Here is a 15,648-nt window from a genome sequence, read left to right as displayed (position 1 = left end):
GGCATGGCTTTTTTAATAAATAAAAGCCAAAATCAAGCTACATCAGCAACTTCTGCTGATGTAGTTGAATTTGGTAAAAACAAATTCGAATTAGAACAATTCATTTTGAGAAATTTGAATAATGCTCTAGATATTAATAATGAATCATCATATTTAGGTTCGTTTAATATTAAAGTTGCAAGCAATGACACGGGATTCTTTTACATTGTAAATCTCCCGGTCTCGTACTCACTTGATTCGCGACTTTACTTTAATATATTTGCAATATGCTCTGGAATACTATATCCATACAAGACACTCTTGCCTCAACACAATGCTTACTTTGTCCCTTATGATACTACTAATCCAAATTTAGCTCGGGCTTTCTTCTTTCCATGGCTTGATGGCATTCCAACACGCTTTAAGATTGATAATCTTCCTTCTTTTATTAAACAGAACGTTTCAGAAAATTCTCTTCCAATTATGGCGAACAACATTTGTAATATCTCTATGAAAACGGTTACACATTTGGCAGTGAGCGGACCATCTGGTTCGGGTAAGACACACTTTTTACGTTATTTGATTAGTTGTCTAAAATCTTTCACAAATCAAATTATTTGCGTTGACCCAAAACTTTCGGATATTTATTTACTAAGTAAAGAATTAGGTTTGGAAGTATTAGCTCCAACTCAGGGGGAAAATTTGAACAGCTTCCTGACTGTAGTGAATGAGACTTTATCAAAAATCATCAGAAAGATTTATGAACGAGGAGAGATATTATTAACAAAACCAGATACTAAGTTCGAACGCATTTATATTGTAATAGATGAGCTGTTAGCATTGGTTCAAGGAAGTTCAAAGCAGTCTCGTGAAGCATTTGGGCAATTACTGGGAACTATTGCGCTTCTCGGTAGACAGACATCAATATCGCTCATTTTATGCAGTCAACGTTTTGACGCAACTGCGTTTGCAGGGAATACAGCAGTCAGGGAACAAATTAATTGCATGTTTATTTTAGGTGAAATAAATGCGAATACTTGCCAATTTTTACTACCCAACGCTAACGTTGATAATATTGTAGTTCCAACAGGGATTGGTACAGGTATTGTCAAGTTTACTGATAATGAACACAGAACTCACATCATGCCCTTGCTTACCCCAACATATGATATCGGAAAGGAAAAAATTTCATGAAAAATTATTTGAACAAGTATAATGTAATTAATTTTACAATTTTTATTTCATTAATATTCTTTATTATAGAACGTTTAGCAACGTTTTTAATTATTCAAATTCATTTAGAAACGTTCTATTATTTTGTAATGTCTATTTGGATATTGCGTTTAATTACAGTAAGTGCATTGTCTGTCTTATTAATAACAATTGGTATAGATTTTATATCTAGAAGTGCTGATTCTGATTCTTTCATCAATAGCATCAAATCCTATCTAGCTACTAGGAAAATTCGTCGTTATTGTACTCACATCAATGTAGAGCCGTCAATGGAAGAATCTTCACGTTATTCGAATACAAAACAAGTCATTGTAAAGAAAGCCAATCGTTCATTAAAAGCATTGACTGTCACTTATTATAAAGATTGTGCAGTATTAAATGGAAGATTGCCCTCAAATAATGAAAGTGCTGATATTATTGAAAAATTATTTCCAAAGATAAAAAAGGAATTAAATTATTTAGATAAAGATTATCAATTCAACGATATTATTAGAGACCCTGAAGGTAAAAATTTTTCATCTGTTGCTAAATGTAATATTGGTGAAGTCTATCCTATTAAAAATAATGATGGTTAATAGTGCGGTGTACTGCTACCGAAGGTAGGCAGGTACGCCAGCACATATACGCGACTAGTTATATGTCTAGGGTGTTGTGTAAAGCTAGTATTACCTTTACACAACATCAAAGACAAGACAAAAAGAAAGTAAGGAATTTATAACATGTCAAAAGAACTTAATTCTCAATACAAAGCCAGCTCTTTCTGCTGTACTTTAAATAATATTGATAAACTTTTCAATATCAATGATACCACTTTTGATGACGCAAAGTATTCAGATGAAACTCGTAAACAAGTCGATGAATTTCGTAACAATCTTGACCCAAATAAAAATTATAGTCCCGAAGAAATGGTTGAACATCTAATTTATCTTTGGGTGGACGGTAAAGAAGAAACTCGCTCAGCAGCTGCTAATTATGAGATAGGAGATAATGGCAATCATCATTCTCATCTTATTTTAGAAGCAAAGAATCAGACACGTTTTTCAGCTATCAAAAAGCTCTACCCGACTATTCATGTTGAGCTGACTCGTGGAACTCGTGAACAAGTCATAGCATATCTCAATAAGACAGGGAAGCATGAAGAAAAAGCTCATACAACTGTTGTTCCGATGATGAATCATGGTATTATTGAAGCGAATCAACAAGGAAAAAGAAAAGATTTAGACATTATACAAGAACTGCTCGAAGAGGGTCTATCCCCCGAGGAAATTATGCGTCAAAATTTATCTTATCGCAAGTTTTCAAAGATGATTAAGGAACATTTTTATCAACTGCAAGTGGCTAACGCTCCATTAGTCAAGAAAATGAAGGTTTATTGGCATTTGGGAGGTTCAGGAACAGGAAAAAGTTATATGCAAGTCCGATTGAAAGAAATATTTGGTATAGAAGATGTTTATGTTTTATCAGATTATGGTACAGGTGGGTTAGATAATTATATGGGGGAATCAATTTTATTCATGGACGAATTTAAAGGGGATATTGATTATCAAGCTTTTTTGAAAATATTAGACGTATATCCCAATCAAGTCCATGCTCGTTATAGTAATGTATACGCGTTATGGGATAAGGTTCATATTTCTAGCATTTTCAGTCCATACCAAATTTATAAGATGTTAGTTTCTCCCGATAAACAGAAAAACGACCCTATAACTCAGCTTTATAGACGTATTCATTTCATTGTTTATCATGTCAAAATTAATGATAACGAGTACAAAGAAATAACATTTACGATGGAGCAATATCTAAATTTGATGGAACAAAAACAATGTTTTGAAGATATTGCACAAAAATTAATTAGTAAAGGTATAAATACTGTTACTGATGATGTTTTATCAGAAATAAAAAAAGAAATCGCTGATTCCTCTAGTGACCAAACCAAGAAAAACAGCGACAACTAAAGTTAATGGAAACAGTAAATACTATTTCTATACCTTATTTTATCATAGAAAGAGAAAAATTGATATGACAGATAAAATTTTAATTAAAATAGACAATTTAGAAGTAAATCTTCCCAACACACATATCATTGTAGAAAAGGAAGAATATCTCAATATGAAGAAGCAAACTTCAGAAGGGAAATATATGAGCTTATCAGAGGTTTTAGAGATGGTTTCAGTCTCTCGACCTTGGTTGTTAGAAAATGTTCTATATCGGTCTGATATTCGCTCAAAAATTGATATTGATAAAAACAAAGATGGTTTTGTAAAGTATCCGAAAAATCAAGGCGGTAAATATATCTTCCTTGCTTCTAAGACAAGGGCATTTTTTGAACAGCATTTCTCAGAGTTATTAAAAGAAACATGATATAATAGCCAGGACGATGTCTTGGTTATCTTTTAAAAGAAAGGATAATCATATGGCGATTTCATATAGGCAAAGAGGTAAAAAGAAAAATTGGGATTATAGAATATTTGATAAAAATAAAAAGGTAGTTGCTTCAAACTCAGGATTTCAAACGAAAAAAGAAGCAATATTGGAAGCAAGTAAAATTGAATTAGAGTTGTTAAACGGTAACGTAATTGATTCAAATATTTCTCTCTATCAACTATGGCAGAAATGGTATAATCTGCAAATAGTTCCTTTAAATAAAAGTCAGGGGACAATTGCACATCATAAGCATAGAGGTAAACTTATTTTAGATTATTTCAAAGATAAATCGGCTACTAACATCAATTTTAGTGAGTATCAAGAATTTATCAACGAGTACGCAAAAAGAGTTGGAAAAGATACAGTTCGGCGATTAAATGCGGAAGTTAGAAAAGTCATTCAATTTGCGAAAAAAGATAAGTTATCAATCATTGATTTTACAGATGGTGTTGTTATTACAGGGCAAGCAAGTCGAAAGATAAAAAAAGAAAAAGCTATTACAAGTTCAGAAGATTATCATAAGTTAATGAAAGAGGTAAAACATAATATTGAACTGAAGTTTAATATTATTGACTATCTTCTTTTTATTCAGCTAAAAACTGGCTTGCGTTTCGGTGAGGTGCTAGGGTTGACATGGGACTGCGTTTTGAACGAAACTCAAGAAGTCAAAACATACAGGCGCTACGACCCTAGGAAACAAGAATGGCGGCCACCCAAAACAGCTACTTCTATCAGGTCTATCCCAATAGATTCAGAAACATTGAATGTTTTGAATCAATTGAAAGAGATTCAAAGTAGAGAAATTGAACAAACAAATATCAAAAATAAAGAAAATCATATCTTTTTCGATTTGTACACTGTTGTTCCTACAAACCACGAAGTAAATAAGCGTTTAAGAGAACATCTCAAGAAGTTGAAACTCACACCACTCGATTTATCAGCGACTGGCATTAGGCACACATATGCAAGCGTTATGTTAGGTTATGGGATTGATATTTGGGTTATAGCTTCAAACATGGGACACAAAGACATTACACAAATAACTCAAACATATGGTCACTTAATCAGAGAAAAAGAAGAATCAGAAAACAAACGTGTTAGAGAGTTATTAAGTCAATAATTTCTTCTAAAAAAAGTTGACCAAAAAGTGACCAAATTCAAAAAAGACCTTGAAAAATCAAGGTCTAATACTATTATATCAACCCACTACAGTTGACAAAAGGCTACAAAAAAGGGCGGGATTCTTGTCCCGACCTCTCTACATCTGATCTTTTGCTTCTTTTAGTTTACCATAAAGAATGTAGTCTACGTTTTGCAGATCCGCTATGGTGGCACAATTAAGGGCACACATGATCAAACGCAGATCTTCTTTCCAGCCTTGGACAATACCAATCACCTCTTCGACGGAGTAGGTTTCAACCAATTCCAGAACGGTACGTGACAATCCTACAGCCTTGGCACCAAAGACCAAGCACTTAATCATATCCAGCGGATTTCGAACCCCTCCGCTAACCAAAAGTTCGACCTTGTCTTTCCAGTCTTGAGCATTGAGGAGGGCTTGCATGGTGGACTGACCCCATTGATTGAGGTAATCACGTTGGCCACTGCGACGGTTTTCGATATAGGCAAAGCTGGTGCCACCACGACCTGATAGGTCAACCGTTCGAACACCCAGTTCATAGGCTCTCTCGATGGTCTTCACATCCATCCCAAAACCTACTTCCTTGAGAATAATAGGAACGGGGATTTGCTTGCTATAGTCTGCCAGATGCGATTGCCAGCTTCGAAACTTTCTTTCTCCCTCTGGCATGAGCAATTCCTGCATAACATTGACGTGCACTTGTAAAAGAAGAGGATTCATCTCTTGCACAGTCTGAAGTCCCAACTCAACAGGCTTGTCCAATCCAATATTGGTTCCAAGGAGCAGCTTTGGATGGCTGGATTTGACAGAAAAAGAATCATCTGTTGGATCTTTTAGGGCTGCACTATAAGAGCCCGTTACAAACAAAATCCCACAGGCTTCTGCCACCTGAGCCAGTTTTTGATTGATTTCTTTACCTTTTTTGCTCCCACCTGTCATGGCATTGATATAAAAAGGAAAGTCCCACTTTCGACCTGCAAACTCTGTAGACAAATCAATCTCATCCAGGTCATAAAGAGGCAGGGAAGAATGAATCAACTCCACCTCATCAAAGCTATTATAGGAACTTTTCTGCTCAAGGGCATAGCGGATGTGCTCATCCTTACGATTTGTCGTCATGTCCTATCCTTTCTTGGTATAAGAGCTCAATCCCCAGATCGGCCCAACGGTTTTTTAAGGTTTCAGTTGATTGCTCATCAAAACTCAAGGCAATCCCACAGTCACCACCACCAGCGCCACTACTCTTGGCAACAGCCTGCAAATCTTGACTGGCTTCTTTCAACTGTCTCAGCGAAGGTGTGTATATATCTAGGCTCAAGCCTTCTAAAAGCCGACTAGCTGTTTCCAGCTGCTCGATAATTTTTTCTGCATTCCCCTGCTCCAAGGCTTCTACCAAAGCAGACACCGTTGCTTTTGAGGAAGTTAAAAAATTCTGATTGATGTTTTGCTTGATTTGCTGAACCATTTGACTCGATACAGCCACTTGCTTGGTCCATCCCACTAGGAAATCACATTCTAGGGCAGGTTGTACGTGTGAGATAGAAAAGCCCCAGTCACGCTCCAAAACTGTTGCCAAGCTTTCTTCTTCCAACCAAGTAGCTATCTTCTTTCGATCAAAAGATTGGTAGAGAACCAAATCCTCTGCAACGATACAGGCAAGGTCTCCCATAGAACCATTGTCTCCTCGCTTGAGTAAGACCGCGCTAGCCAGCTTGAACAAGAGTTCCGGATCAACCGTAATATCATATAGAGCCAGCAGGGCCTTAATCACCAAGACAACGACGCTACCACTAGAACCTAGACCAAACTTTTTGCCTTCCCGTTCCATTTTTCCACGAATTTCCAAAGAAAAAGGTCTCAAGGTTTGCCCACGATAAACGAGGAAATCTCCCACTAAAGCAATCGTTTCTTGAATCAAGCTGTAGTCAGGTTTTGGCGTCAAGTCCACTGCGAAATCAAACATATCTGAATAGATACGGTAGCTATCAGAAAAGGCAATCTCTCCCCTCATATAGATAGGTATCGCCTTTATCAAGGCCAGCTGTCCTGGCTCTAGAATAGCATATTCACCAGCCCAATAGAGCTTTCCGCAAGTTTTAACAGCAATCATCTTGGCTCAAATCCTTTGTTTTTGACACAATCAAGCGGTAACGTTGACCGAAGATTTCTGATAAATGCTCCAAGTCTTTCTCCTGACAGAGAACTTTGACATTGGGACCGGCATCCATGGTAAAGTAGCAGGCTTCCCCTTGCTCACGAAGCTGGTGGACAAAGTCCATGGCTTCATAGGAAGCATCCGTTAGATAAGAAAAGGCTGGACTAGCAGTCTTGGTCGTAGCGTGCATGGCTAGGGCATTTTTCTCCGTTAATTCCCCAACTTTGGTAAAGTCATTTTCCTTGAGATAAAGCAGCATATCCTGATAGTCCTTCTCAGATTGACGCACCCAGTCATCAAAAGTCGTCGAGGTTTCCACACAGAGTTTCATCCCATCACGGCTAGAGATTGGTTTTTTCTTGTCCTCTAGCACCAACATGATCATGGCTAGTTTCAAGTCTGTCTCTACAGGGTAGATTTCCCCACTATCCTTGTTCCAAGCTCCTAGCGGCCCATAAAAACTGCGTGAGGACGACCCTGAGGCAAACTTAGCCTCCTGAGCCAACTGACTTCTATCCAATCCTAGCTGGAAATACGCATTACAAGCCTTGACCAAGGCGGACAAACCACTGGAACTTGAGGACAAGCCCGCTGCAGTCGGCATGTTGTTTTGGGTATCAATACGGACAAATCCTTCACCTTCTGGACGGTAGCGATTGATGATTTTACTTATCTTGGCATGTTCTGCCTCATTTTGGAGCTGACCATTGATATAAAAGGCATCAGCAGTCGCATCCGTCGGTAAAGGCGACAAGGTCGTCTCTGTGTACATGTTTTCTAAAGTCAGAGAAATACTGCTGGTCGCAGGAACCATTTCTTTTTCTTTTTTCTTTCCCCAATATTTGATAATGGCAATATTTGCGTAGGAACGTACTGTTACAGGCTTTCGATCCATGTCTGAACAGCTCCTTTCTCTTCTAATCGTTTTGCTAGTTCTTGCGCTTGATCCAGATTGGCTACCAAGGCGATAATACAGCCTCCTAGTCCACCACCACTCATCTTGGCACCTAGAGCACCATGGCTAAGAGCCGTTTCAACGAGGGAGTCTGCCTCAGGGCTGCTGACACCAATTTCTTTTAAATGTAAATGCGCTTGACTGAGGATTTGTCCCAGTCCCTCCGCATCTTTTCTTCTAATCGCATCTTCTGCCTGCTGGGTCAATTCTCCCAAGGCATGCAAAAAGGGTAGGGCATCCTTGCCCTTACTTTGAACTACTTGGATTGCTTCACGAGTGTGACCATACACGCCCGTATCGGCAATGACCAAATAAGCGGATAGGTTCATCTCAAGCTCTGTAAAACCAACATTCTTGATAAAGCGAATGGGCTGGTCACTGAGACAGGTCTTGGCATCCAACCCGCTTGGATTCATATGGGCAATCATTTCAGCCCGATTGACCAAGATTTCCAATACATGATGAGGCAGGTCGGCTTGATAGTAGTCAAATACCGCACGTATGGCCGCTATGCTGATAGCCGCTGACGAACCCATTCCCCGTTTTTCAGGGATAGCTGAGTCAATCACACATCGAATGCAAGCTTCTTTGATATCCAAATACTCCAGCGATGCATAAACTGCCATGGACAAGGTATCCTCCTCATAAAGACGCCACGGATTTTCAGCAGGGACCACCTTACATGTCACCTCCACCTCCAAAAGAGGTAGGGAAATGGCAGGATAGCCGTATACGACAGCGTGCTCTCCTATTAAAATAATCTTACTATGTGCCTGACCGACACCAACTTTTTTTGTCATGTTTTCCTTTAACCAGACGAAAAGACCGTCTCATTTCATACAGTAGTATTTTCTCCTATCTATTTTATTATATTTTCACAAAAAAAGCGATTGTTTCCTTCACAATCGCCTCTTTCATTATTGAACCCATTCGCCATTATAGTTGACCGAATAGCCTTCTACGGTCGTATTCACTGCTAAAGCACCTGAGCTGTATGCGTAGTACCATTTGCCATTGACCTGGAACCAGCCTGTCTTCATATCTCCATTACTTGCATGTAAGTAGTACCAAGTCGAACCTACCTGATACCAGCCAGTCGCCATGGCTCCTGATGAACGGAGATAGTACCACTTGTTCCCAAGGTATTGCCAGCCCGTTTTCATATCACCATTTTCAGCATCTAGATAATACCAAGATGAGTCTACCTGATACCAGCCAGTCGCCATGGCTCCTGATGAACGGAGATAGTACCATTTATTACCAAGATGTTGCCAACCTGTTTGCATGATGCCAGTTGTTGGATCTAAGTAGTACCATGGAGCAGGTTTGCTTCTATCAATGCCAAAAGTAACATGGAAATCTTGAGTCCAACCCTTAGCAACTTCACCAATTGGTAGTGGATTGTAAGAATCATCGCCAGAAATTCCTAGCTTATTTAAATAATACCAATTGCCGTCTTCATAAATCCAACCTGTCTTTACAGCATAATTATTATCAAAATAATAAGTTCTCTTTTCAGGAGATGGAGGATATTGTTCACCATATACTTTTCCTGTATTTTCAGACGTTTTTGCCTCTAGTACTTGTTTATCTGTTTGTTCTAGCAAAGCACCATCTGAGCTAAAATAATACCATTTTTGTTGGAGTCCGATTTCATTAACTGGTTGGTTATCTAATAAATTATCACGATAACCTGTTCCAGGAATTTCTAAGTATTGCCATCCAACTACCATTTCTCCTTTATCACCAAAATAGTAAGTTTTACCGTCTATTTTATGCCAATAGATTGCTTTATGATCATCTTTTACATAATATTTTCTATTATCCTTATCAACAAATTGGCCACCTGTTGTATCCGCAAATACAGTATTAGTAGCTAGCAAACCAAAGAAAAATGTTGCTAGTGCGACTTGCATCATTTTTTTCAAAAGCTTCATTTGTATCTCCTCCAACATTAAATCCACTCACCAGATGAAGCAAAGTTATAAACTTTACCATCGATAGTTTGGCTACCTGTAACCATTGCTCCAGAGGAATTGAGATAATACCAGTTTCCATTTACTTTTGTCCAACCTGTCTTCATATCTCCATTACTTGCATTTAGGTAGTACCAAGTTGAACCATCTTTCACCCAACCAGTTGCCATGGCTCCTGATGAACGGAGGTAGTACCACTTATTGCCAATTTGCTTCCAACCAGTTTGCATGATACCAGTTTCTGGATCTAGATAGTACCAAGCTGAACCATCGTTTATCCAACCTGCACGTCTTTCACCACCAATATAGTTTTCTCCATTAATTTCCGTTTTAGCTAGATAATACCAATTAGACTGGTCATAAAGCCAACCTGTCTCTAAAGAATGATTTTGATTAAAGTAATAGTTCGTGTAAAAACTCTTCTCTTCTTTATCTTCCGGGTTTGTACGTTTTTCCCCATACTTTCTTCCAACACTGTCTTTAGTTTTAACCTCTAATGCTTTCCAACCAACAAACTCTTGTAGCACTCCATTTTTGTCAAAGTAGTACCATTCTGGCATTGGGGAACCTTCTAATCTTATGCCATTAGGGTAAGGACCAATTGTATATCCTTTAACTGGCATTGGAATGTATTGCCAACCAACAACCATTTCACCATTATAATCAAAATAATAGGTCTTCCCATCAATCACTCGCCAGTCCGTTTCTTTGAGGTCCCCCTTTTTATAGTAGGTTCTACCATTTTCTTGGACAAATTGCCAGCCTTCTGAATCAGCATCATCCGCAAAGACGGTGCTTGTCGCTAGCAAAGCAAAGAAAAAGACTGCTAGTAGAACTTGCAACATTTTTTTCAAAAATTTCATTAGATCTTTCCTCCATAACTGATTGTAGCAAAGACTCTACTGTATGTCAATATATAGAAACTTCTCAAAAAAAGCAGTTACACAACTGCAACTGCTTTTCTATTCCTGCATGGTGTAACCAACACCACGCACGGTTTTAATGTAGCTCTTTTGACCTTTTACGTCAAGTTTGCTACGTAGATAACGGATATAAACATCCACGATATTGGTTTCTGTCGCACTTTCGTACTTCCAAACACTTTCCAACAACTGCTCACGAGTCAAGACCTTCTTGCTTCCCATGAGAGTGGCCAAAAGGTCATACTCACGGCGCGTCAGAGCAATCATCTCCTCGCCACGATAAACGGTATGATGTTCTACATCCATACGCAAATTGCGGTAAGACGTTGGGACCTTCATCTGACTACAATGTTGGTCGATAAAGTCCCGACCTCGGAAAATCGCTGAAATACGAGCCACCAGCTGATCAATAATCACTGGCTTATAGATGTAAGAAACGGCGAAGCGCTGGATTGTCTCAATCTGGTCTTGCAATTCTTCGCGATGGTCCAAGACCATGATCACTGAGGCAGGTTTTGTCCGACTCAGCCTCTCTGCAAAATCCTGGGCCGTCATATCCCCCAGACGAGCATTCAGTAAAATCAAGTCATAATCTGTCTGGAGAGCCATGGAAAGGGCTTTTTGCCCCTCCTCGACCAGATCAACACGGTATTGCTCTTTTTGGAGTTCCAGACTGAGAAAATGAGAGAGATTTCGTTCTTTCTCAAGTAATAAAATCCGTTTCCCCATGGCAGACCTACTTATTTTTCGTCATACCAAGAGTAGTGGAATGTTCCTTCTTTGTCTTTACGTTGGTAAGTGTGGGCACCAAAGTAGTCACGTTGCGCTTGGATTAAGTTAGCAGGAAGGTCTGCTGAACGATAGCTATCAAAGTAAGTAATAGCTGCTGAGAAGGTTGGCACTGGTACACCAGCTTGAACAGCAAGAGCTACGATATCACGAACTGCTTGTTGGTACTTAGCAGTGACATCCAAGAAGTACTCATCCAAGAGAAGGTTTGCAAGGTCTGCATCACGGTTGTAGGCGTCTGTGATCTTTTGCAAGAAACGAGAACGGATGATACAGCCATCACGCCAGATAGATGCGATGTCCGCAAATGGCAAGTTCCAGTTATTTTCTTTAGAAGCCACACGCAATTGAGCAAAACCTTGTGCGTATGAGATGATTTTTGAGAAGTAAAGGGCTTGACGGATCTTTTCGATCAACTCAGCCTTGTCTCCTTCAAACTTGAAGGCAGCTGGTTTTGGAAGGACCTTGCTAGCATGTACACGCTCTTCTTTGTATGTAGAGATGTAACGCGCAAATACTGACTCAGTGATGAGTGACAATGGTACACCAAGGTCAAGAGCTGATTGGCTAGTCCATTTACCAGTTCCCTTGTTGCCTGCAGCATCAAGGATATAGTCTACGATTGGGCCATCTTGACCTTCATCATCTTTACAGCTCAAGATATCAGCTGTGATTTCGATCAAGTAGCTGTCCAACTCACCCTTGTTCCACTCAGTAAAGATTTCTGCCATGTCTTCTGCAGAAAGGCCTAGCAAGTGTTGCATCAAGTCATAGCTTTCTGCAATCAATTGCATGTCACCATACTCGATACCGTTGTGGACCATTTTCACATAATGACCAGCTCCATCAGGACCGATGTAAGTCACACATGGTTTGCCATCTTCTGGTGCTTTAGCTGAGATTTCTTCAAGAACATCAGCAACCAATTCGTAGGCTTCTTTTTGTCCACCAGGCATGATAGAAGGACCTTCAAGGGCACCTTTTTCACCACCAGAAACCCCTGTACCGATAAAGTTGATGCCTGAGTTTGCCAATTCTTCATTACGACGGATGGTATCTTTGTAGAAAGTGTTTCCTCCGTCGATCAAGATATCACCCTTGTCAAGGTGGGGAAGAAGGGCTTGGATAGTTGCGTCTGTACCAGGTCCAGCTTGAACCATCAGCATGATACGACGAGGTTTTTCGATTGAGTTTACAAAGCTTTCCACGTCATAGCTTGGCACAAAGTTCTTTTCAGGATGGCAAGCAATTACATCTTCTGTTTTTTCTTTACTACGGTTGTAAATGGCAACTGTATAACCACGAGATTCGATATTTAGGGCAAGGTTACGACCCATTACGGCCATACCAACGACACCAAAGTTAGCTTTTGTCATGTGACACTCCTCTTGTTTAATATGTTTTATTTTATCATTTTTACCTATGAAAGGAAAGAATTTTGTAACGGAGTCCTAGTAGTCCAAGTCATCAGCGTGACCAGAACCATTCCCTACAAAGTAACCCGTCTTACAGTTGAGGGTGAAGAGATAGGTTCCATCTGGTTTATAGAGGTTGTAATAACCATTTCCGTTTACGATATTGACACGTTCTAGTATATATTGATTTCCAGTGATATAGCCACGAGCACGTGATGTTGCTAGGACTTGTTCCAATACACCATCCGCAAACGTCCAAGCAGGGTTGTTGCTATCGTCTACAGCTGATTGGTTGTAAGGTACACGACTAGCACTTCTTTGAAGATTAACCCCATCGCCAGACAAACCACCATTCGTATCTCTAGCTGGTGCCGTAGTGCTTGTAGAAGGTGTCGTACTGCTTGCATTGCTTTCTGTAGCTGAACTTGAGCTTTCTTGACTCGTGCTAGAGCTTGAACTTGAGCTGGAAGCACTGGTTTGTTGGCTCTTGCCAAGACTAATGGCCTTATCCAAGAGTTTGTCTAGTTCTGTGTTCCCTGTCTTAATTTCTGTAAATTTAGCGTCTGCTTTGGCTTTCGCATTGGTATCCAAGACACCGTCCGTAATAGCTGGGCTTTCAAAGAGGGCATTGACATCTTGAATGGCCTTGATTTGAGTTGCTAGGCTATCATATCTTGACTTAGCTAGTGTATAATCACGGCTACCTTCTAACTTATCTAGCAAGGTTTTCAGTTGGCTCAATTTATCAAACTGGCTGTTTTTCAGAGCTGTCTTATTAGCATCTGTATAGAAAGTATCATAGAGATCATTGAAGTCTTTCAAAGCTGTTTGTGTCCCTTGATCATCCGAAGAGGCTGCTTGAGAAGACTGGATTTCTTGGTTTGAACGAGATACTTGACGGTAGACATAATATGTTCCAGCAAGCACAAGGATTGCAGCTACTACAGAAGCAATGATGATGACACCTTTCTTCTTAGAGCCTGTTTCAGGTTCTGGTTGAGCCGAACGTGATAGAGGCGTATAGGTCTCCTCTTCTTGTTCCTCATTTATTTCCTTGGGCTCTGTTTCTGTTAAAACGAGAGGCTCTATTTCTGCACTTTCTTCATCTTGAAGTGGTGGAACAAACTGAGTAGTCTCTTCATTTTCTATCTCTTCAATAGATTCCTCAGCAACCATGTCTGAATCGTCTACCTGATCAGAAGATTCACTTGATTCACGAACTTCTTGGATCATTTCCTCTAGGTTTTGAGTAGAAGCCAGTTCTTCTTTTTTAAACTGACGAGTTTCAAACTTGTCGGCTTCGATTTCTTCACGGTGCTGTTTGATGTATTTGTCTAAGATACTGTCCTCAGGCAATACTCCTGCTTCGACCTCTTCATTCTTACGAATGACTTGACCAACAGTCAAGTCTTTTGCTTCGTCAAAGTCGAATTGTGGTTCTTGATGTCCTTTTTTATGACGATCACGTCTTTTCTTACTCATGAGTTCACCTTTCTATTTTACCTCTTGGCGTTTGACACGCTGACCAAAGTATTGATACAAATCTACTTTTAAGGTCCCGTTATAGAGTTTTCGCTTTTTATCAGCTGGACTTCCGTACTTGCTTTCAAAAGCTTCGTCACTCGTCAGGATAAACTTACTCCACGTTTTCAGTGGTGCAAAGACTTGTCCCATCTCAGCATAGAGCTTGGTAACTCCTGCATCATCAGACAAGCGTTCCCCATATGGTGGATTGGAAATGATAACGCCATTAATCTTATCTGTGCGTAAGTCCTGTACCCGCATTTGCTTAAAGGTGATATCACCTGCGACGCCTGCTGCTTGAGCATTTGCCTTGGCAATCTCCACCATGCGAGCATCAATATCACAGCCCATAATGTCCAGCTCAAGTTCACGATCAATTTTCTTAGCCGCCTCTGTGCGAACTTCTTGGATTAACCGATCGCTGACCCAGTTCCATTCCTCAAAAGCAAAGGAACGGCGAAGGCCTGGTGCCATTTTTCTGGCAATCATAGCCGCCTCGATACAGAACGTTCCTGACCCACAGGTCGGATCAATCAAGGGCTTGTCTGGATACCAGTTAGAGAGTTGTAAAATGGCCGCTGCCATATTTTCCTTGATTGGCGCCCCACCCTTTTCCGTACGATAACCACGTTTAAAAAGGCTAGATCCTGTCGTGTCAATCATGACAGTTGCCACATCTTTCAGGATAGATACCTCAATCTTAAACTCGGGACCAGTCTCCATCAAGGGAACTCCTTCTGGACGGGCATAGTGTTTTTGTAATTTCTTCACAACAGCCTTCTTAGAAATAGCCTGAACACTGGGCTCGTTGTGGAGTTTAGACTTAACACATTTTGCCTTTGATATCGGGAAACGTGCTCCTAGCGGGAGATAGTTTTCCCAATCTAGAGCAAAAACACCTTGAAAAAGCTCTTCAAAAGTCTTAGCTGGAAAACTTCCGACTACAATCTTGATGCGATCCGCTGCACGAAGCCAAAGATTGGTCTCAATGATTGCCTTCACATCTCCTTGGAAGCGGACACGCCCATTTTCAACCTGGCAATCATAACCAAGGTCTCGCACCTCACGTCCAACGACAGCCTCGAGACCCGCCGCAGCAGTTGCGATTAAATTAAATTGTTCTTTCATTTCTAG

At 40.1% G+C, this 15,648-nt stretch carries 15 protein-coding genes; 5 read left to right on the top strand and 10 right to left on the bottom strand.

Annotated elements, in window-relative coordinates:
* The first annotated feature begins 3 nt into the window (after positions 1-3).
* The 5 genes from EL140_RS01625 (at position 4) to EL140_RS01605 (ending at position 4,756) form a co-directional block, all read left to right on the top strand.
* Complete coding sequence (locus tag EL140_RS01625; RefSeq protein WP_000874912.1) at positions 4-1,173, top strand: P-loop NTPase fold protein; 1,170 nt, start codon at positions 4-6, stop codon at positions 1,171-1,173.
* On the top strand, positions 1,170-1,787 hold the full coding sequence (locus EL140_RS01620) for a hypothetical protein (protein ID WP_000800854.1): 618 nt from the start codon (positions 1,170-1,172) through the stop codon (positions 1,785-1,787). Before EL140_RS01625 ends, EL140_RS01620 begins: the two co-directional genes overlap by 4 nt.
* Positions 1,788-1,931: 144 nt before the next feature.
* Entirely contained in the window at positions 1,932-3,167 is a 1,236-nt protein-coding gene (locus EL140_RS01615; RefSeq protein ID WP_000032131.1) for a hypothetical protein, read from the top strand.
* Between the two features lie 64 nt (positions 3,168-3,231).
* Complete coding sequence (locus EL140_RS01610; RefSeq protein ID WP_000130089.1) at positions 3,232-3,573, top strand: DUF771 domain-containing protein; 342 nt, start codon at positions 3,232-3,234, stop codon at positions 3,571-3,573.
* A 52-nt stretch (positions 3,574-3,625) separates the two neighbouring features.
* Complete coding sequence (locus tag EL140_RS01605; protein ID WP_001018561.1) at positions 3,626-4,756, top strand: tyrosine-type recombinase/integrase; 1,131 nt, start codon at positions 3,626-3,628, stop codon at positions 4,754-4,756.
* Positions 4,757-4,894: 138 nt separating this feature from the next.
* On the opposite strand, the gene fni is transcribed toward EL140_RS01605, so the two are convergent.
* The 10 genes from fni to EL140_RS01555 all read right to left on the bottom strand — a co-directional run bounded on the left by fni (position 4,895) and on the right by EL140_RS01555 (position 15,642).
* Complete coding sequence (gene fni / locus EL140_RS01600; protein ID WP_000210656.1) at positions 4,895-5,896, bottom strand: type 2 isopentenyl-diphosphate Delta-isomerase; 1,002 nt, start codon at positions 5,894-5,896, stop codon at positions 4,895-4,897.
* On the bottom strand, positions 5,880-6,887 hold the full coding sequence (locus EL140_RS01595) for a phosphomevalonate kinase (RefSeq protein ID WP_000562407.1): 1,008 nt from the start codon (positions 6,885-6,887) through the stop codon (positions 5,880-5,882). Before EL140_RS01595 ends, fni begins: the two co-directional genes overlap by 17 nt.
* On the bottom strand, positions 6,874-7,827 hold the full coding sequence (mvaD, locus tag EL140_RS01590; protein ID WP_000375370.1) for a diphosphomevalonate decarboxylase: 954 nt from the start codon (positions 7,825-7,827) through the stop codon (positions 6,874-6,876). The genes EL140_RS01595 and mvaD overlap by 14 nt, the downstream gene beginning before the upstream one ends.
* Positions 7,809-8,687 (bottom strand): mevalonate kinase, encoded by an 879-nt coding sequence (gene mvk / locus EL140_RS01585; protein ID WP_000163304.1) that lies wholly within the window; start codon positions 8,685-8,687, stop codon positions 7,809-7,811. Before mvk ends, mvaD begins: the two co-directional genes overlap by 19 nt.
* Positions 8,688-8,804: 117 nt before the next feature.
* Positions 8,805-9,824, bottom strand: a complete 1,020-nt coding sequence (gene cbpC / locus EL140_RS01580) for a choline-binding protein CbpC (protein ID WP_000771067.1) — start codon at positions 9,822-9,824, stop codon at positions 8,805-8,807.
* A 17-nt stretch (positions 9,825-9,841) separates the two neighbouring features.
* Complete coding sequence (locus EL140_RS01575) at positions 9,842-10,726, bottom strand: PspC-like choline-binding domain-containing protein (RefSeq protein ID WP_000670351.1); 885 nt, start codon at positions 10,724-10,726, stop codon at positions 9,842-9,844.
* A 99-nt stretch (positions 10,727-10,825) separates the two neighbouring features.
* Positions 10,826-11,515, bottom strand: a complete 690-nt coding sequence (locus tag EL140_RS01570; protein WP_000518040.1) for a response regulator transcription factor — start codon at positions 11,513-11,515, stop codon at positions 10,826-10,828.
* Between the two features lie 11 nt (positions 11,516-11,526).
* Positions 11,527-12,951, bottom strand: a complete 1,425-nt coding sequence (gene gndA / locus EL140_RS01565; RefSeq protein ID WP_000158766.1) for an NADP-dependent phosphogluconate dehydrogenase — start codon at positions 12,949-12,951, stop codon at positions 11,527-11,529.
* Between the two features lie 75 nt (positions 12,952-13,026).
* Entirely contained in the window at positions 13,027-14,472 is a 1,446-nt protein-coding gene (gene mapZ, locus EL140_RS01560) for a cell division site-positioning protein MapZ (RefSeq protein ID WP_000039241.1), read from the bottom strand.
* Between the two features lie 12 nt (positions 14,473-14,484).
* Positions 14,485-15,642: a THUMP domain-containing class I SAM-dependent RNA methyltransferase gene (locus EL140_RS01555; RefSeq protein ID WP_000662905.1), complete on the bottom strand. Its 1,158-nt coding sequence runs from the start codon at positions 15,640-15,642 to the stop codon at positions 14,485-14,487.
* Between the last annotated feature and the right edge of the window lie 6 nt (positions 15,643-15,648).

Origin of the sequence: Streptococcus oralis ATCC 35037, assembly GCF_900637025.1 — a bacterium.
GTDB classification, from domain to species: Bacteria; Bacillota; Bacilli; order Lactobacillales; family Streptococcaceae; genus Streptococcus; species Streptococcus oralis.
The sequence above is the reverse complement of the archived record's forward strand: the minus strand, read 5'-3'. Positions and strand labels throughout refer to the sequence as shown.